The organism is Variovorax sp. FG153, assembly GCF_057809595.1.
The window spans coordinates 35,182-53,311 of sequence record NZ_JBMDKG010000025.1; the positions used below are offsets into that span (position 1 = coordinate 35,182).

Below are 18,130 nucleotides of genomic sequence, written 5' to 3' on the forward strand. Positions count from 1 at the left end.
TGTGGGCTCATTGGGTGGCGCGGCGCATCGCGCTGCCCTTGGCCTTGACGTTCTTCGTCAGGGTGACGATCTCCTCGGGCGTCGGCACCACCATGCTGTTGTCGGGCTTGCGCACGTTGGTCGAACCGGCCCACTGGCACTTGCGCGCCAGCGTGGCGATGGCGTCGCGCAGCACGCGCACGCCGGCGTCGTAGGCCTGGGCGTCGCTCTGCACGAACCATTCGACCGACTCGACCGAGTTGTCGCCGGCCTTGTAGGCCGCCGTGCAGGCCTTGATGTGCGTGTTCTCGTGCTCGATGGTGAATTCGGCCAGCGGCTTGCACAGCTTCTGCCGGATCTGCTGCTCGGTCACCGGCCGCGTGGCCGGCGACTGGCCCGGGCGCGGAACGTACTCCACGAGCTGGCAACTGCCGCCGCTGATCACCGTGCCGAAGGAGGGCGCCGCGGCCCCGGCCGCGCCGGCGTCGCCGGCCGGCGGCGCGAGCACGCCGTACAGGTTGCCCTGCATCGCCGTGGTGAGCGCGTTGGTGGCCTGTGTCTGCATCGCCTCGATGCTCAGCGGGTAGTAGGCCTGGGCGATCCAGCTCTGGAACTTGGCGCGCAGGAACTCCTGCTCGAGCATTTCGCGGTACAGCCGCGGCAGGTCCTGGCAGCGGTCGCAGTCGGGCGCGGCCTGGGCGGCGGCGCAGCCGAGCGCGAGCGCCAGCGCGGCCAGCGCGCGCGAGGGGCGTGGAAGCAGCTTCACGGTGAGGGGCTCCTGGAGGGAAGGGAGGGGGGCGGCACTTCGTCGCTGGCCGCCAGCGAGATCGCGAGCGCCAGTGCCTGGGTGCGCGGCGCGTCGGCATCGAGGGCCAGGGCGGTTTCGACACTGCGACGCGCCTCGGCATCGCGGCCCGCGGCGGATTCGGCCAGCGCGCGGTTGTGCCAGGCGCGCGGCGACAGCGGCGCGCGTTCGGTGGCCTCGCGCCAGAGGGTAGGTGGATCGGCCCAGGTGGCGGCGCGCCAGGCGCAGGTGGCCGTGAGCGCGGCCAGCAGGACCAGGCCCGGTACTGCGCGGCCGGGCCGGCGCAGCCAGGCCGCGAGCAGGGCGCCCAGCGCCAGTGCGGGACCGATCCAGGCGGGGTACAGCGGCTTTTCCACGATCCAGTCGAGCCGCGCGATCAGCGTGTGCGTCGGCGCGAGCATGGCCAGCGGCCACAGCAGCGCCAAAGTCGCGAGCGGCCAGCGCCGGCGCAGCGCGAGCGCGGCGAGCAGCAGGCCCGCGAGCGCGAGAGCGCCCGGCAGCATCGCATTCGCCCCGGGCGCCGGGTGCTCGACCGACAACGCCCACGGCCGCAGCCACAGCGCGAGCGACAGCGGCAGCGCGGCGGCATGCCGGGCCAGGGCCTCGAAGGGATCGGCCAGCGCGAGCGAGTAGCCGGCCAGCTCGCGCAGCCGGGGGCCGAAGGTCCAGAGCAACGCGGCGCCGGCGAGCGCGGCGATCGCGGGCCAGGCCACGCGCCGCGCGATGCGGCCGGCCGTGGAGCCGGGCCGGGTCGCTTCCCAGAGCGTCAGCAGCAGCGGATAGACCAGTGCCACTTCCTTGGCCGACACCGCGAGCGCGAAGGCGACGAGCGACAGCGCCTCGAAGACGGCGCGGCGCGCGCGGGCCAGGCCCTCGCGCCAGGCATGTTCATGGGCCAGCAGCGCCAGCACCAGCCCCAGCGTCATCAGTCCGGTCGAGCGCCCGCTTGCGAAGCTCACCACCGCCGCGTGCGCGGGCTGCAGCGCGAACAGCGCGGCGGCCAGGAAGGCCGCCAGCGGATCGGCCAGCCGGCCGAGGGCCAGTCGCCACACGGCCAGCACGGTGGCCGCGTGCAGCGCGAGGTTGGTGGCCAGGAAGCCGGTGCCCTCGAAGCCCCACAACGCATGGTCGGCGACGTAGCTCAGCCGCAGCAGCGGCCGGAAGCCATTGGCCAGCCGCTCGCGCAGGGCCTCGCCGCCGGCCGTGGCCGGGTCGAGCACGATGTTGGGCAGGTCGTCGTACTGGAAGCCGCCGGCCAGCCCGGCGGCCCAGGCGGCGAGGCACAGCGCCAGCAGCGCGACCGCCGCCATGCGCTCGGTCGCGGGAAGAAGAGGGATGCGGGAAGCCGGAAGGCGGGCTGCGGGCATGCGGCGATTCTGTCGAGCGCGCCGCGCGCCAGCCATTGGCCGAAGCGCCTATGTCAGCCGTGATGTCGCCCACGAAAAAGCCGGCGCTTCGGCCGGCTCGTCCCTAGGTGCGCCGCGAACGGCGCGCCGTCATCAGGCCGCGAGGGCCGCGACGCTCTGGTTGGCGGCTTCGGCGGTCGCCGTGCCGATGTCGCCGCGGGCCGAAGCCAGCGCGGCGTTCTTGACCGCATCGCCCATGCCGAGGCCCTCGGCGCGCACGAAGCGCACGTCGGTGATGCCGAAGAAGCCGAAGATCACCTTCAGGTAGCTCTCCTGGTGCTCGGTGGCCTGGCCGCCTTCGGTGGTCGAGTAGATGCCGCCGCGGCTCGAGGCCACGATCACGGTCTTGCCGCCGGCGAGACCGACCGGGCCCTTGTCGGTGTACTTGAAGGTGCGGCCGGCCTGCGCGAGGCGGTCGATCCAGGCCTTGAGCTGGCTCGGAATGGTGAAGTTGTAGAGCGGGGCGCCCACGACCACCACGTCGGCGGCGAGGAACTGGCTCACCAGCTTCTCGGACAGCGCGTTCTCGCGCTGCTGGGCCTCGGTCGGCTGGGCCTGCACGCCGGTCTTGATGCCGAGCGCGTCGGCGCTGAAGTGGGAGGGGGTGTCGACCGCGAGGTCGAGGTACTCGACCGTGGTGTCGGGATGGGCGGCGCGCCAGGCGGCCACGGTTTCGGCCGTCAGCAGGCGCGAGGTGGAGTTGCCGCTGAGGATGCTGGAGTCGATGTGGAGCAGCTTCATGGTGTTGATCGCTTTCTTTCTTTCGATGTCGGCGCTCAAAAGTGGCCGGCGTGGTCAGAATTCTATTTTTGGTGCGAGTGGGTGATAAGTAGGTAAAAATAAGCCACATCGTTTCAAAAACAGGACAGTCAAACCATGCAGGACCTCAACGACATGGTGTTCTTCGCCGAAGTGGCCGAGCGCGGCGGCTTCGCGGCCGCGAGCCGGGCGCTGGGCATTCCGAAGTCGCGGCTGTCGCGGCGCGTGGCCGAGCTCGAGGAGCAGCTCGGCGTGCAGCTGATGCAGCGCAGCACGCGGCGGCTGTCGCTCACGCCGGCCGGCGAGATCTACCTGCGCCACGCGGCCTCGGTGCGCGACGCGGCGCGCGCGGCCTCGGAGGCGGTGGCCCAGGTGCAGACCGAGCCCAGCGGCCTGGTGCGGCTCAGCTGCCCGGTCACGATCTCGCACAGCGGGCTGGCGCAGGTGCTGCCGAGCTTCCTCGAGCGCTATCCGGCGGTGCGCATCGACATGCGGGTGATCAACCGGCCCGTCGACCTGATCGAGGAGGGCATCGACATCGCACTGCGCGTGCGGCCCCAGATCGAGGACAGCGCGACGCTGGTGGCTCGCACCTTCGGCACCAGCCGCGGCGTGCTGGTGGCCACGCCCGAGCTGGTGCGGCGGCTCGGGCCGATCGAGGGGCCGGACGATCTCGCGAAGCTGCCGACCGCGGCGATGTCTGTCAATGGGGAAGGGCGCAGCGAATGGCGGCTCGAGGGGCCCAAGGGCCGGATCCACGTGCATTCCCACACGCCGCGCTACGTGGCCGACGACCTCGCCACGCTGCAGTACGCCGCGCTGGCCGGGGTGGGCGCGACCCTGCTGCCCGACTACATGTGCCGCGCCGACCTCAACGAGGGCCGGCTGACCCGGGTGCTGTGCGACTGGGGACCGGCGCCGGTGATCGCGCACATGGTGTTTCCGGCGCGGCGCGCGCTGGTGCCGGCGGTGCGGCGGCTGATCGACTTCCTGGTCGAGCACCTGGAGCACGGGGCGCACCGCATGTTCTAGGCGGCTTTCAAGGTCCCGGATCGCCTCGTTATGCAAAAAACGTCATAACCAAACAATCAGATATTCGTTTGGCATCCTTGGCGGGGTTCGGACAATCCAGGTCTTCCATTCCATCCGAGGAACGACCATGGCAACCCTCCGTCTCGGCGACACCGCCCCCGATTTCACCCAGGATTCCAGCGAAGGCCCGATCAAATTCCATGAATGGGCCGGCGATTCGTGGGTCGTGTTCTTCTCGCACCCGGCCGACTTCACGCCCGTGTGCACCACCGAACTCGGCAAGACGGCGGCCCTGTCGGGCGAATTCCAGAAGCGCAGCGTGAAGCCGATCGCGCTGAGCGTGGACCCGGCCGACAAGCACAAGGAATGGATCGGCGACATCAACGACACGCAGAACACCACGGTCAACTTCCCGATCGTGGCCGACGCCGACCGCAAGGTGTCGGACCTCTACGACCTGATCCACCCGAACGCCTCGGCCACGGCCACGGTGCGCAGCGTGTTCATCATCGATCCGAAGAAGGCGATCCGCACCATCATCACCTACCCGGCCTCGACCGGCCGCAACTTCGACGAGATCCTGCGCGTCATCGACTCGCTGCAGCTCACCGACAGCCACAAGGTGGCGACGCCCGTGAACTGGAAGGACGGCGACGACGTGGTCATCATCCCGAGCCTGCAGGACCCGGCCGAGATCGCCCAGCGCTTCCCCAAGGGCTACAAGGCGGTGCGCCCCTACCTGCGCCTGACGCCGCAGCCGAACAAGTAAGCCAGCGGAATCGGCCCAGGCCCGTCACCTTCGCATGCAGACCCGCATCGTCATCGTTCCCGGCTGGCGCGACTCCGGCCCCGGCCACTGGCAGAGCCTGTGGCAGGAGCGCATTCCGGGCGCCGCGCGCGTGCAGCAGGACGACTGGGCCTCGCCGCGGCGCGAGGCCTGGGTGTCGACGCTGGCGCGGCTGGTGCTCGCATCGCCGCAGCCGGTGGTGATCGCGGCGCACAGCCTGGGCTGCATCGCCACGGCGCACCTGCCGGCGGAGGCCGCGGCCCGGATCCAGGGCGCGCTGCTGGTGGCCCCGGCCGACCCGGAGCGGCGCGCCGTGCTGTCGGACTTCGCGCCCGTGCCCTATGCGGCGCTGCCGTACCGCAGCATCGTTGTGGCCAGCAGCAACGACCCCTTCTGCCCGATCCGCCTTGCGGGCGCATATTCGCGCGCCTGGGGCAGCGAGTTCGTTCGCATGCAGAATGCGGGCCACATCAACGTCGACTCGGGGCACGGGGAATGGCCGCTCGGCCTGGCCCTGCTCCAGTCGCTGACCGACGAGCCCGCCGCCTGGCCGGCGGGCCGTGATTTTTCAGAAACCTTGGCAACCACATGACTTCCAGAATCAAGACCTTCGCCGCCGTGCTCGCGCTGGCGTCCTCCGCACTCGCCGGCAGCAGCGCCCTGGCCCAGGGCACCGGCCTGCTGAACGCCTCGTACGACGTGGCGCGCGAGTTCTACAAGGACTACAACGCGGCCTTCACGGCGCACTACAAGAAGGCCACCGGCAAGGACGTCAAGATCGACCAGTCGCACGGCGGCTCCAGCGCCCAGGCGCGCGCGGTGGCCGACGGCCTCGATGCCGACGTGGTGACCATGAACACCTCGACCGACATCGACTTCCTGGCCAACGCCGGCGTGGTCGCCAAGGACTGGACCAAGAAATTCCCCGAGAACGCATCGCCGACCACCTCGACCATGCTGTTCCTGGTGCGCAACGGCAATCCCAAGGGCATCAAGGACTGGGACGACCTCGTCAAGCCCGGCATCCAGGTCGTGATCGTCAACCCCAAGACCGGCGGCAACGGCCGCTACGCCTACCTGGCGGCCTGGGGCTACGTCAAGAAGAAGGGCGGCACCGACGCCCAGGCGGCCGAGTTCGTCGGCAAGCTGTTCAAGAACACGCCGGTGCTGGCGCGCGGCGGCCGCGATGCCACCACCGCCTTCCTGCAGCGCAACATCGGCGACGCGCTGATCACCTTCGAATCCGAAGTGGTCTCGATCGACCGCGAATTCGGCACCGGCAAGGTCGACTCGGTCTACCCGTCGATCAGCATCGTGGCCGAGAACCCGGTGGCCGTGGTCGAGCGCACCGTCGCCAAGAAGGGCACCGGCGAACTCGCCAAGGCCTACCTCGACTGGCTGTACTCCGAAGAAGCGCAGGAAATCGCCGCCAAGCACGCGCTGCGCCCGCGTTCGCAGACCGTGCTCAAGAAGTACGCCGCGACCTTCAAGCCGCTGCAGCTGTTCACGGTGCAGGAGCTGTTCGGCAGCCTCGGCGAAGCGCAGAAGGTGCACTTCAACGACGGCGGCCAGTTCGACAAGCTCTACACGCCCGGCGCCCGGTAAATGAGCGGGGCAAGCTCCTCGGCGCTGTCCTCACCGGCAGCGCCGTTTTCGCGTGCGGTCGGCGGCGGTGGCGCCAAGCGCGTGCTGCCCGGCTTCTCGATGACGCTGGGTTTCGCGGTCTTCTACCTCTGCCTGATCGTGCTGATCCCGCTGTCGGCGCTGGTCTTCAAGACCTTCACGCTGAACTGGGACCAGTTCTGGGTCGCCGTGACCGCGCCGCGCGTGCTGGCCTCGTACCGGCTGACCTTCGGCGCCTCGCTGCTCGCGGCGCTGGTGAACCTGGTGTTCGGGCTGCTCGTGGCCTGGGTGCTGGTGCGCTACAAGTTCCCGGGCAAGCGCATCGTCGATGCGCTGGTCGACCTGCCGTTCGCGCTGCCCACGGCCGTGGCCGGCATCTCGCTGACCGCGCTGCTGGCCGGCAACGGCTGGGTCGGGCAGTACCTCGAGCCGCACGGCATCAAGCTCGCGTTCACGCCCGCGGGCGTGGTGATCGCGCTGATCTTCATCGGGCTGCCCTTCGTGGTGCGCACGGTGCAGCCGGTGCTCGAGGACGCCGAGAAGGAACTCGAGGAGGCCGCCACCTCGCTGGGCGCGACGCGGCTGCAGACCTTCACCAAGGTGATCTTCCCCTCGATCGCGCCGGCGCTGCTCACGGGCTTCGCCATGGCCTTCGCGCGCGCGATCGGCGAGTACGGCTCGGTGATCTTCATCGCCGGCAACATGCCGATGATCTCGGAGATCACGCCGCTGATCATCATCGGCAAGCTCGAGCAGTACGACTACGCGGGCGCCACGGCGGTCGCGCTGGTGATGCTGGTGATCTCGTTCCTGCTGCTCTTGGTCATCAACGGCCTGCAGGCATGGCAGCGTCGCCGCGCGGGAGCTTGAGATGAGCGCACCTTCCAAAGTCATCCGCCGTACCCAGGCCGGCACCACCGAAGCCGCCTGGGTCCGCTGGCTGCTGATCGGCCTCGCGCTGGTCTTCATGTTCCTGTTCCTCGTGCTGCCCCTGGCGGCCGTGGCGACCGAGGCGCTGCGCAAGGGCCTCGACGCCTATCTCGAGGCGCTGAAGGAACCCGATGCCTGGAGCGCGATCCGCCTGACCTTGATCACGGCCGCCATCGCGGTGCCGCTGAACCTGGTGTTCGGCGTGGCCGCGGCCTGGGCCATCGCCAAGTTCGAGTTCCGCGGCAAGGCCTTCCTCACCACGCTGATCGACCTGCCGTTCGCGGTGTCGCCGGTGGTGGCGGGCCTGATCTACGTGCTGGTGTTCGGCGCCCAGGGCTGGTTCGGCCCGTGGCTGGCCGCGCACGACATCAAGATCATCTTCGCCGTGCCCGGCATCGTGCTGGCCACCGTGTTCGTGACCTTCCCGTTCATCGCGCGCGAGCTGATCCCGCTGATGCAGGCGCAGGGCACCGACGAGGAACAGGCCGCGATCGTGCTCGGCGCGAACGGCTGGCAGACCTTCTGGCGCGTGACCTTGCCCAACATCAAGTGGGGCCTGCTGTACGGGGTGATCCTGTGCAATGCGCGCGCCATGGGCGAGTTCGGCGCGGTGTCGGTGGTCTCGGGCCACATCCGCGGCCAGACCAACACCATGCCGCTGCACGTGGAAGTGCTCTACAACGAATACCAGTCGGTGGCCGCCTTCGCGGTGGCCTCGCTGCTGGCGATCCTGGCGCTGGTGACGCTGGTGATCAAGTCGGTGATCGAGTGGCGCCACGAGCGCGAGATGAAGGCGATCGCCGAGCTGCCGCCGGAACGGCCGACGGCGGCCTAGGAAGAAAGAATTTCATGAGCATCGAAATCCGCAACATCAGCAAGCAGTTCGGCACCTTCCGGGCCTTGAACGACGTCAACCTGAACGTCGAGTCGGGCGAGCTCGTCGCGCTGCTCGGCCCCTCGGGCTGCGGCAAGACCACGCTGCTGCGCATCATCGCCGGGCTGGAAACGGCCGATGCCGGCAGCATCCTGTTCTCGGGCGAGGACACCACCGACGTGCACGTGCGCGAGCGCCAGGTCGGCTTCGTGTTCCAGCACTACGCGCTGTTCCGCCACATGACCGTGTTCGAGAACGTGGCCTTCGGCCTGCGCGTGAAGCCGCGCAAGGAGCGCCCGAGCGAGGCCCAGATCAAGTCCAAGGTGACCGAGCTGCTCAAGCTCGTGCAGCTCGACTGGCTGGCCGACCGCTATCCGCCGCAGCTCTCGGGCGGCCAGCGCCAGCGCATCGCGCTGGCCCGCGCGCTCGCGGTCGAGCCCAAGGTGCTGCTGCTCGACGAGCCCTTCGGCGCGCTCGACGCCAAGGTACGCAAGGAACTGCGCCGCTGGCTGCGCCGGCTGCACGACGAGCTGCATGTCACCTCGATCTTCGTCACCCACGACCAGGAGGAGGCGCTCGAGGTGGCCGACCGCGTGGTGGTCATCAACAAGGGCCACATCGAGCAGGTCGGCTCGCCGCAGGAGGTCTGGGACCAGCCCGCGAGCCCGTTCGTCTATGGTTTCCTCGGCGACGTGAACCTGTTCCACGGCCGCGCCGACAACGGCTCGGTGCAGCTGGGCGACCTGCGCCTCGATTCGCCCGAGCACAGCGGCGCGCGCGACGCCAAGGCGCTGGCGTACGTTCGTCCGCATGACCTGGATGTGACACGCCACGTGCCGGGCGCGACGAGCGGCATCGTCGCCACGCTGGCGCGCGCGATCGTCGTCGGTCCGATCGCGCGGCTGGAACTTGAACCCGTCGACACGAATCCAGACAATCCGGGCTCCGGAACCATCATCGAGGCGCAACTCCCTGCGCAACAGTTCCGTGACCTGGGCTTGAAGGAAGGCGACACCGTGGTCGCCACGCCGCGCAAGGCCAGGGTGTTCGTAGAAGAGGATTGGGTGTCTCCTTGATCGATTGGTACTTCGGCGCGCCGCGCCGCGCTTACGGCCTGATCTGCCTGGCCTGTGTGCTCATGCTGGCCTTCGGGCTCTACCTGCAGCACGTGGTGGGGCTCGAGCCCTGTCCCATGTGCATCGTCCAGCGTTATGCGCTGGTGCTGGTGGCGCTGTTCACCGGACTGGCCGGGGCCTTCCGCGGCCGCGCGCTGCAGCTCGGCGGCGGCTTCCTGGCGCTGCTGGCCGCCATCGGCGGTGCCTACACGGCCGCCTCGCAGAGCTGGCTGCAGTGGTATCCGCCCGAGGTGGTGTCGTGCGGGCGTGACCTCTACGGCATGATCGAGACCTTCCCGCTCAAGCGGGCGCTGCCGATGATCTTCCGCGGCGGCGGCGACTGCTCGAAGATCGACTGGTCGCTGTTCGGCCTCACACTGGCGAACTGGTCCTTCATCGCCTTCACGGTGCTGACGGTCCTGCTGCTGGTGCTGCTGTTGCGCCGGCGTCCGGCGCGCTGAGCGCGGCATTCGCCGCATCGGCCTCCCAAGGCGGACCGCGGGTCCGCCTTTCGTCTTTGTGGCGCCCGTCACGGTGATGTGGGCGGTGAGGGCGGAGTAACCCCGCGGCGGAACTCCGCCTTTAGGAACGCTTCAGACAGCGGGACTAGGATGACCCCATCCCCCATGCATCGCGACCCGGCCGCAGAGCCCGGCGAATGCATCCCCCGCCCGTTCCACTCCCTTCCCGCTGCATGCCCCAGACTCCGCCCCGGCGTTCGCGCAAGCTCCTCTACGGCATCCTGGCCCTCGTCGTGCTCGGCATCGCGGCCGCGATCGTGCTCACGCCGGCCAAGAAACCCGAATACCTGACGGCGACGGTGCAGCGCGCCGACCTCGAGAACGCGGTGCTGGCCACCGGCGTGCTGCAGGCGCTCAAGCAGGTGGAGGTGGGCGCGCAGGTCACGGGCCAGCTCAAGTCGCTCAAGGTGTCGCTGGGCCAGACCGTGAAGAAGGGCGACTGGCTGGCCGAGATCGATCCCGCGATCTCGCAGAACACGCTGGCGCAGGAACAGGCCCGGCTCGACAACCTGCAGGCCCAGAAGGTGGCGAAGGAAGTGCGCGTCAGGCAGGCGGAGCTGGCCTGGGCGCGCCAGCGCGAGATGCTGGCGCAGGACGCCTCGGCGCGGCAGGACATGGAGAGCGCCGACGCCGAACTGCGCGCGCTGCGCGCCGACGCGGTGTCGCTCGACGCGCAGATCCGCCAGCAGCGCCTGGCCGTGTCCTCGGCCCAGACCAACCTCTCGTACACCCGCATCATCGCGCCCATCGACGGCGACGTGATCTCGATCAAGACGCTCGAGGGCCAGACCGTGGTCGCTTCGTTCCAGGTGCCCACGCTGATGACCCTGGCCGACCTGTCGACGATGACGATCAAGGCCCAGGTGTCCGAAGCCGACGTGGTGCGCGTGCGCGCCGGGCTGCCGGTCTACTTCACCATCCTCGGCGACCCCGACAAGCGCTACCACGGCACCCTGCGCGCGGTGCAGCCCTCGCCCGAGAAGATCAACAACGCGGTGTTCTTCAATGCGCTGTTCGACGTGCCGAACCCCGACCGCACCCTGCGCGTGGACATGACGGCCCAGGTCGCGATCATGCTCGGCGAGGCCAAGCAGGCGCTGACCGTGCCGTTGACCGCGCTCGGCAACCGCGACAAGGAGGGCCGCTACGAGGTGCGCGTGCTCAAGGCCGACCACACGCCCGAGACGCGCAAGGTGCGCACCGGCATCACCAACAACTTCCAGGCCCAGGTGCTCGAGGGGCTGAAGGAGGGCGACCAGGTCATCACCGGCGACGCCTCGGCCGTGGAGCCGCGCGAGGGCGAGGCCAACGGCGGCGAACGCCGCGGCAAGGGCCCATGACGCAGCCGCCACGGCAGGCCCTGCTGTCGCTGCGCGGCATCGGGCGCAGCTTCCCCTCGGGCGAGACGCGGGTGCAGGTGCTCGAGGACGTGAACCTCGACATCGGCCACGGCGAGATGCTCGCGATCGTCGGCGCCTCGGGCTCGGGCAAGTCGACGCTGATGAACATCCTGGGCTGCCTCGACCGGCCCAGCAGCGGCAGCTACACGGTCTCGGGCCACGACGTGGGCACGCTCGACAGCGACGCGCTGGCCGAGCTGCGGCGCGAGCACTTCGGCTTCATCTTCCAGCGCTACCACCTGATGCAGCACCTGACGGCCACCGGCAACGTCGAGGTGCCGGCGGTGTACGCGGGCACCGACGGCGCGGCGCGCGAGGCGAGGGCGCGGCAGCTGCTCGCGCGCCTGGGCCTGGACGACCGCGGCGACCACCGGCCGAGCCAGCTCTCGGGCGGCCAGCAGCAGCGCGTGAGCATCGCGCGCGCGCTGATGAACGGCGGCGAGGTGATCCTGGCCGACGAACCCACGGGCGCGCTCGACAGCCGCAGCGGCCAGGAGGTGATCGCGATCCTGCGCGAGCTGCATGCGCAGGGCCACACCATCATCATCGTGACCCACGACATGCAGGTGGCGAGCTGCACCGAGCGCATCATCGAGATCGCCGACGGCCGCATCGTGGGCGACCGGCCCAACGTGCCGACCGTGGCCGCGCCCGAAGCCACCGGCGCCGCCGAGGCACCGCGGCCCGTGACCCGGCCCGCCACGGGCGGCCGGCTGAGCACCGGCTGGTCGCGCTTCGCCGAGGCCTTCCGCATGGCCTGGCGCTCGATGATGTCGCACCGCATGCGCACCGCGCTCACCATGCTGGGCATCGTGATCGGCATCACCTCGGTGGTCTCGATCGTGGCGATCGGGGAGGGCGCCAAGCGCTTCGTGCTGTCCGACATCCGCGCCATCGGCACCAACACGCTCGACATCTACCCGGGCCGCGACTTCGGCGACGACAAGGCGCAGAGCATCCGCACCCTGGTGCCGGCCGACCTGCAGGCGATCGCGGCGCAGCCCTTCGTCCACAGCGTGACGCCGGCCACCATGCGCAGCCTGCGGCTGCGCTACCGCAGCATCGACATCAACGGCAACGTCAACGGCGTGAGCGACAACTACTTCGCGGTGCGCGACGTGCAGATGGCCAGCGGCATCGCCTTCAACGCCAACGACGTGCGGCACCAGTCGCAGGTGGTGGTGATCGACCAGAACACGCGCCGCAAGCTGTTCCCCGAGGGCGTGGATCCGCTCGGCAAGATCATCCTGGTCGGCAGCCTGCCGTGCACCGTGATCGGCGTGGCGCAGGAGAAGAAGAGCATGTTCGGCGAGAACAAGCAGCTCAACATCTGGCTGCCCTACAGCACGGCGGCGAGCCGGCTGTTCGGCCAGCAGCACTTCGACGGCATCACGGTGCGCATCCGCGACGAGCAGCCGACCAAGGCGGCCGAGGACGGCATCGTGAAGCTGCTGACCCTGCGCCACGGCGGCAAGGACTTCTTCACCTTCAACATGGACAGCATCGTGAAGACGGCCGAGCGCACCAGCCAGTCGCTGACCCTGCTGCTGTCGCTGATCGCGGTGATCTCGCTGGTGGTGGGCGGCATCGGCGTGATGAACATCATGCTGGTGTCGGTGACCGAGCGCACGCGCGAGATCGGCATCCGCATGGCGGTGGGCGCGCGCCAGAGCGACGTGCTGCAGCAGTTCCTGACCGAGGCCGTGCTGGTGTGCCTGGTCGGCGGGCTGATCGGCGTGCTGCTGTCCTATGGCATCAGCTTCCTGTTCTCCCTGTTCGTGAAGCAATGGCAGATGATCTTCTCGCTCGGTGCCGTGCTGTCGGCCTTCTTCTGCGCCTCGCTGATCGGCGTGCTGTTCGGCTACCTGCCGGCGCGCAATGCGGCGCGGCTCGATCCCATCGAGGCACTGGCCCGTGAGTAAGGCGCGCCTGCTCCCCCTGGCCCTGGCGGCCGCGCTGCTCGCGGCCGGCTGCACCGCGTTCCAGCCCGAGCGCCGGCCCGAGAAACCGCTCGCGCTGCCCGCGGCCTGGCAGCAGCCGCAGCCGGGTACGGCCAGCACGGCGGCGGTGTTCCCCGCGAAGTGGTGGTCGGCCTTCGGCGATCCGCGGCTCGACGCGCTGGTCGACCAGGCGCTGCGGGTCAACAACGACCTCGCGGCCGCCGGCATCCGGGTGCAGCGCGCGCAGCTGCAGGCCGGCCTGGCCGACACCAACCTCACGCCCGGCGTGGTCGGGCAGGCTGCCACCAGCCGCGGCTACGACCTCAAGCGCGGCGGCGTCGCGGGCTCGAGCTCGAGTTCGCTCGTGACGCTGAGCTACGAGCTCGACCTCTGGGGCCGGCTCGCGGCGGTGCGCAGCGCGGCCGACTGGGAACTGAAGGCGACCCAGTCCGACCGGCAGGCCGCGGCGCTGGCGCTGGTCGCCACCACCGCCAATCTCTACTGGCAGACCGGCTACCTGAACCAGCGCATCGCGCTGAGCGAGGCCGGCATGGAGGACGCGCGGCGCATCGTGGCGCTGGTGCGCGCGCGCTACGAGGCCGGCGCTGTGTCTGGCCTCGATGTGGCGCAGGCCGGCCAGAACCTCGCGAGCCAGGAGGCGGCGCACACGCAGCTGCTGCAGCAGCGCGTGGAAACGCGCAACGCGCTCGCGATCCTGTTCGATCGTCCGCCCGAGGTGGCGGCCGAGGAGCCCGCGAGCCTGCCCGACGTGGCGCTGCCCGCCATCGAAGCGGGCCTGCCCGCCAGCCTGCTGGGCCGGCGTCCCGACCTGCGCGCGGCCGAGCAGCGGCTGCGCGGCGCGCTCGCCAATGTCGACGCGACGCGCACCGGCTTCTATCCGGCGCTGAGCCTCACGGGCTCGCTCGGCACTTCGAGCACGGCACTGGGCGAGCTGCTGCGCAATCCGGTCGCGACGCTGGGCGCGGGGCTGGCGCTGCCGTTCCTGCAATGGAACACGGCGCGGCTGACGGTGGCGGTGTCGCAGAGCCAGTACGAGGAAGCGGTGGTGGGCTTCCGCCAGGCGCTGTACACGTCGCTGTCGGAAGTGGAGAACGCGTTGTCGTCGCGCACGCAACTGCGCGACGAGAGCGCGAAGCTGGCGGTGGCGCTGGAGCTGGCGCGGCGCGCCGAGCGGCTGTCGGAGGTGCGCTACCGCGCGGGCGCGACCGCGCTGCAGCCGGTGCTCGATGCGAAGGACCGGCGGCGCGCGGCCGAGGTGTCGCTGGCGCAGAACCGGGTCAACCAGCTCAACGCGACCATGACGCTCTACAAGGCGCTCGGTGGCGGGCCGCTGGAGTGATTCGTCAGGGCTGGAACGGCGGCGCGCCGCGCAGCTTGCGCCACAGCAGGCCCGGCAGCCGCAGCACGAACTCGACCATCAGCCGCGTGTGCATCCAGGTCAGCAGCACGTTGTCGCGCCCGTAGCGGAAGTGCGAGACCCCGCCTTCCTCGGCCGTCAGGTACTTGACCGGCGCGTCGATGTTCACCGGCTTCACGCCGCGCCAGGCCAGCCGCACCACGGCCTCGGTGTCGAAGTCGAAGCGGCGCATCCAGGGCTGGCGCTGCATCACCGCGATCAGGTCCTGCACCGGGTAGACGCGAAAGCCGTAGAGCGAATCGCCGACGCCGGCGAACAGCGTCTCGAGCTGGGTCCAGCCGTTGGAGACGCGGCGCCCGCGCACGCGCAGCAGCGGCGCGCTGGCATCGAACACCGGGCGGCCCAGCACCATGGTCTCGGGCCGGGCCAGCGAGGCCTGCATGAAGGCCGGGATCAGCGGGGCCGGGTGCTGGCCGTCGGAATCCATGGTGAGCGCGTGCGTGAAGCCCGCGTCGCGCGCCGCGCGCAGCCCGTGCAGCACCGCCGCGCCCTTGCCCTGGTTCTCGGGCAGCAGCCACACGCGCAGGCCGGGGCGGTCGGCCGCCATCCGCTGCAGCCGCTCGCCGGTGCCGTCGTCGCTGCCGTCGACCACCACCCATACCGGGCTCCATTGCGCGAGCGCCGCCTCGACGGTGGAGAACAGGCGCTCGCCCGTGTTGTAGCTCGGGATCAGGACAAGGTGGGTGCGCGAGGCGTCTGGCATTCGGGAGAGTCGGCGTCGGCGGCGCGCCGTTCGAGCTGGTGGCGGAAATATTGTTCGAGGTCCGATTGCAACACGTCGCTGTCCTGCGTCGGCGCGAAGCGCTGGCCCAGGCGCAGCTTGAACACGATCGGCAGCGGCGGCACGCGCCAGATCGGCCAGCCCTTGCCGAGGTAGGGCGAGTCGGTGTCGATGAACACGGTCTGGATCGGTGCCTGCGCGAGCTTGGCGATCAGCGTGACGCCGGGGCGGAACGGATTGAGCGGCGGCGTGACGGTGCGCGTGCCCTCGGGAAAGATCACCAACTGGCCGCCTTCGCGCAGGTCGGCCACCGCCAGCCGCACCATGGTGCGTGCCGATTCGTTGCTGATGTAGCGTGCCAGCCGCGCGCCCGCGCCCAGGAAGATGTTGTGCAGCAGCTCGGCCTTCATGATGCAGGCGCTGCGCGGCAGCCGCGCCACCAGCAGCAGCGCGTCGAGCATGGTCGGGTGGTTGGCCACGAAGATCACGCCGGGCTCGTCGCGCAGCGCGTCGAGGCAGCTCGCGTCGATGCGCATCATGCCGGTGACCGAGGCCAGGCCCCAGAAGGCGCGGTAGGCGAATGCGATGGTGGCGCGGCCCAGCGCGCGCGCCGGCTTCACCGGCATCACCGGGTAGATCAGCATCGCGAAGGCGTTCCAGACCAGCGAGATCAGGCCGAGGAACAGCAGCAGCGCATAGAGCATCAGCGCAAGCGGGACGGCCGTGAGAATGCGCAGCACGCGGAGGATCATCGGGAAAGGGTGGGGGCTGCCGTTCGAGCGTCAGTCCCGCCGCCGCCCGGGGGCGGTGGCATGGGCTTCGATCTCGACCAGCAGGTCGCCGCGGCAGATGTCGGCCTCGAGGTATACCGCGTCGCGCACCATCGGCGCGTCGGACCCGAGCGCGTCTTCGAGCACGCCGCGCACGGCTTCCAGATCGGCCGGGTGGCGCACGTAGACCACGCTGTCGAGCGCGGCCAGCGAGAAGCGCGCCGATCCCTGCGCGTTGGCGGCATTCACCACGGCCTCGAGGTTGCGCAGCGTCTCGCGGGTCTGCTCGCGCACGTCGCCGCGGTGCACGGTCTCGTGGCCGACGATGCTCGCGGTGCCCGAGATGAACAGCGCGCAGCGGTCGTCGCCGATGTCGGCCAGCGCCGCGCGCGAGAAGGTGGGCGCGCGCGGCCCGTAGGTCGAGGGATAGCGGTAGGCCGAGACCTGGCGCGGGTTCTCGATCGGCAGCGGTGCGCGGCGCCCGGCGAGGAAGCGGACCGACAGTGCGCCGCGGTGGATGCCCAGCGCGCAGGCGGCCGGCGCGCCCTCGAAGGCGGCGCGGCCGGCCTCGAGGAAGGCGTCCTGCCGGCCCAGGTTGAACTGGCGGTAGCGCTCGAGCCCGCCGCCGTCGCCGTTGATCTGCGGCAGGTAGTTCCAGATCCGCAGCGGATGGGCGATGCCGCTCTGGTCGAGCGTGGCGAACAGGTCGCGGTAGGCCCGGTGCGCCAGTTCGGCCAGGCCCTGCTTCTCGACGCTTTCGTCGAGGTCGATCGCGCCGAGCAGCCAGTGCTCGTCGGCGCGCCAGCGTACGAGGCCGGTGCGACCGGTCTGCACGGCCGGCCCTGTGGCATGCCAGACGTCGGCGACGGCGCCGCGTGCCGACAGCACGCTGGCGTCGACCGGCGGCATCCAGTCGATGCGCTCGGGCGTGCCGTAGCCGATGGCGGCGAAGGGTGCCGGCCCGTCGGCGGCCAGCGCGAGGCTGTCCCTGAAGGACAGGCGCTCCACGCGCAGGAAGGAGGAAGAAGAGGGTGTTTCGCCCTGGAAGCGCACGATCAGGAAGCCTTTGCGAGGGGATCGGGGCCTGCCTGTGGGCGGTCCGCCCCGGTCGCGCGGGGCGCGTGGCGGGTGGGCGGCAGCGTCGGATGTCCCGACCCGGCGAAAGGCAATGGCGTCATCGAGGGATTATCTCCAAAAGGTTTGACCGGTCCGCCCGGCCGCGGCGCCGGTCCGTTGTGCGCGCCGGACAGTAAACTCGCAACCTGCTTCGAAAACACAGGACAGCGAGAGAAAAGCCATGGCCGGACACAGCAAATGGGCAAACATTCAGCACCGGAAGGGCCGGCAGGACGAAAAAAGAGGAAAGCTCTGGACCCGCGCCATCCGTGAAATCATGGTGGCGGCTCGGGCCGGCGGCGGCGACCTGAGCGCCAACCCCCGCCTGCGGCTGGCGGTCGAAAAGGCCAAGGCGGTCAATCTGCCGGCCGACACCGTCAAGCGCAACATCGACAAGGCCACGGGCAATCTCGAAGGCGTCAATTACGAAGAGATTCGTTACGAAGGGTACGGCATCGGCGGCGCGGCGATCATCGTCGACACCATGACCGACAACCGCGTGCGCACCGTGGCCGAAGTGCGCCACGCCTTCGCCAAGCACGGCGGCAACATGGGCACCGAGGGCTCGGTGGCCTTCCAGTTCAAGCATTGCGGCCAGTTCGTCTTCGCCCCGGGCACCGATGAAGACAAGGTGATGGAAGTGGCGCTCGAGGCCGGCGCGGAAGACGTCGTGACCGACGACGACGGCGCCATCGAGGTGATCACCGCGCCCGGCGACTTCGAGGCGGTGAAGAACGCGCTCGAGGCGGCGGGCCTCAAGCCCGAGGTGGCCGAGGTCACGATGCGGGCCGAGAACACCGTCGACGTGACCGGCGAGGACGCCGCGAAGATGCAGAAGCTGCTCGACGTGCTCGAGGACCTCGACGACGTGCAGGAGGTCTATCACAACGCCTCGCTGTCCGAATGAGGGCCGG

18 protein-coding genes are annotated in these 18,130 nt (G+C 70.0%); 12 read left to right on the forward strand and 6 right to left on the reverse strand.

What is annotated here, in order from left to right; all coding sequences use genetic code 11:
- Positions 1 to 7: 7 nt before the first annotated feature.
- The 3 genes from ACODT0_RS24495 to ACODT0_RS24505 all read right to left on the reverse strand — a co-directional run bounded on the left by ACODT0_RS24495 (position 8) and on the right by ACODT0_RS24505 (position 2,931).
- Complete coding sequence (locus tag ACODT0_RS24495; protein ID WP_489042519.1) at positions 8 to 745, reverse strand: hypothetical protein; 738 nt, start codon at positions 743 to 745, stop codon at positions 8 to 10.
- Positions 742 to 2,151, reverse strand: a complete 1,410-nt coding sequence (locus tag ACODT0_RS24500; protein ID WP_489042520.1) for a hypothetical protein — start codon at positions 2,149 to 2,151, stop codon at positions 742 to 744. The genes ACODT0_RS24495 and ACODT0_RS24500 overlap by 4 nt, the downstream gene beginning before the upstream one ends.
- A gap of 132 nt (positions 2,152 to 2,283) precedes the next feature.
- Complete coding sequence (locus tag ACODT0_RS24505) at positions 2,284 to 2,931, reverse strand: FMN-dependent NADH-azoreductase (protein ID WP_057593400.1); 648 nt, start codon at positions 2,929 to 2,931, stop codon at positions 2,284 to 2,286.
- Between the two features lie 135 nt (positions 2,932 to 3,066).
- Here ACODT0_RS24505 and ACODT0_RS24510 point away from each other — a divergent pair, with 135 nt between their 5' ends.
- From ACODT0_RS24510 to ACODT0_RS24560, 11 genes are all read left to right on the forward strand, one after another.
- On the forward strand, positions 3,067 to 3,981 hold the full coding sequence (locus tag ACODT0_RS24510) for a LysR family transcriptional regulator (protein ID WP_057593367.1): 915 nt from the start codon (positions 3,067 to 3,069) through the stop codon (positions 3,979 to 3,981).
- A gap of 127 nt (positions 3,982 to 4,108) precedes the next feature.
- Complete coding sequence (locus tag ACODT0_RS24515; RefSeq protein WP_489042521.1) at positions 4,109 to 4,750, forward strand: peroxiredoxin; 642 nt, start codon at positions 4,109 to 4,111, stop codon at positions 4,748 to 4,750.
- Positions 4,751 to 4,784: 34 nt separating this feature from the next.
- Positions 4,785 to 5,360: an RBBP9/YdeN family alpha/beta hydrolase gene (locus tag ACODT0_RS24520; protein ID WP_057593365.1), complete on the forward strand. Its 576-nt coding sequence runs from the start codon at positions 4,785 to 4,787 to the stop codon at positions 5,358 to 5,360.
- Positions 5,357 to 6,373, forward strand: coding sequence for a sulfate ABC transporter substrate-binding protein (locus ACODT0_RS24525; RefSeq protein WP_057593364.1), 1,017 nt, complete (start codon positions 5,357 to 5,359; stop codon positions 6,371 to 6,373). Before ACODT0_RS24520 ends, ACODT0_RS24525 begins: the two co-directional genes overlap by 4 nt.
- Positions 6,374 to 7,261: a sulfate ABC transporter permease subunit CysT gene (gene cysT, locus ACODT0_RS24530; RefSeq protein WP_057593363.1), complete on the forward strand. Its 888-nt coding sequence runs from the start codon at positions 6,374 to 6,376 to the stop codon at positions 7,259 to 7,261.
- A gap of 1 nt (position 7,262) precedes the next feature.
- Positions 7,263 to 8,156 carry a sulfate ABC transporter permease subunit CysW gene (gene cysW / locus ACODT0_RS24535; protein WP_057593362.1) on the forward strand — a complete coding sequence of 298 codons (894 nt, stop codon included), beginning with the start codon at positions 7,263 to 7,265 and terminating at the stop codon, positions 8,154 to 8,156.
- 14 nt (positions 8,157 to 8,170) lie between these two features.
- The gene (locus ACODT0_RS24540; RefSeq protein WP_057593361.1) at positions 8,171 to 9,271 is read left to right on the forward strand and encodes a sulfate/molybdate ABC transporter ATP-binding protein; all 1,101 of its coding nucleotides are present in this window, start codon (positions 8,171 to 8,173) and stop codon (positions 9,269 to 9,271) included.
- The gene (locus ACODT0_RS24545) at positions 9,268 to 9,771 is read left to right on the forward strand and encodes a disulfide bond formation protein B (protein ID WP_489042522.1); all 504 of its coding nucleotides are present in this window, start codon (positions 9,268 to 9,270) and stop codon (positions 9,769 to 9,771) included. The genes ACODT0_RS24540 and ACODT0_RS24545 overlap by 4 nt, the downstream gene beginning before the upstream one ends.
- A gap of 233 nt (positions 9,772 to 10,004) precedes the next feature.
- Positions 10,005 to 11,171: a macrolide transporter subunit MacA gene (gene macA, locus ACODT0_RS24550; protein ID WP_057593359.1), complete on the forward strand. Its 1,167-nt coding sequence runs from the start codon at positions 10,005 to 10,007 to the stop codon at positions 11,169 to 11,171.
- Positions 11,168 to 13,153 (forward strand): macrolide ABC transporter ATP-binding protein/permease MacB, encoded by a 1,986-nt coding sequence (gene macB / locus ACODT0_RS24555; protein WP_489042523.1) that lies wholly within the window; start codon positions 11,168 to 11,170, stop codon positions 13,151 to 13,153. The genes macA and macB overlap by 4 nt, the downstream gene beginning before the upstream one ends.
- The gene (locus ACODT0_RS24560; protein ID WP_489042524.1) at positions 13,110 to 14,531 is read left to right on the forward strand and encodes an efflux transporter outer membrane subunit; all 1,422 of its coding nucleotides are present in this window, start codon (positions 13,110 to 13,112) and stop codon (positions 14,529 to 14,531) included. Before macB ends, ACODT0_RS24560 begins: the two co-directional genes overlap by 44 nt.
- 4 nt (positions 14,532 to 14,535) lie before the next feature.
- Here the strand turns inward: ACODT0_RS24560 and ACODT0_RS24565 are convergent, their stop codons facing one another.
- Genes ACODT0_RS24565 through ACODT0_RS24575 form a run of 3 tightly spaced genes read right to left on the reverse strand, consistent with a single transcriptional unit; the run spans position 14,536 to position 17,153 of the window.
- Positions 14,536 to 15,312, reverse strand: a complete 777-nt coding sequence (locus tag ACODT0_RS24565; protein ID WP_057593356.1) for a glycosyltransferase family 2 protein — start codon at positions 15,310 to 15,312, stop codon at positions 14,536 to 14,538.
- Positions 15,279 to 16,082, reverse strand: coding sequence for a lysophospholipid acyltransferase family protein (locus tag ACODT0_RS24570; RefSeq protein WP_261205903.1), 804 nt, complete (start codon positions 16,080 to 16,082; stop codon positions 15,279 to 15,281). The genes ACODT0_RS24565 and ACODT0_RS24570 overlap by 34 nt, the downstream gene beginning before the upstream one ends.
- Positions 16,083 to 16,112: 30 nt before the next feature.
- A complete protein-coding gene (locus ACODT0_RS24575) occupies positions 16,113 to 17,153 on the reverse strand; it encodes a chorismate transformation FkbO/Hyg5 family protein (protein ID WP_489042525.1) in 1,041 nt (346 codons plus the stop codon).
- A 244-nt stretch (positions 17,154 to 17,397) separates the two neighbouring features.
- On the opposite strand from ACODT0_RS24575, the gene ACODT0_RS24580 reads away from it, so the two are divergent.
- Positions 17,398 to 18,123, forward strand: a complete 726-nt coding sequence (locus tag ACODT0_RS24580; RefSeq protein ID WP_057593353.1) for a YebC/PmpR family DNA-binding transcriptional regulator — start codon at positions 17,398 to 17,400, stop codon at positions 18,121 to 18,123.
- The last annotated feature ends 7 nt before the right edge of the window (positions 18,124 to 18,130 follow it).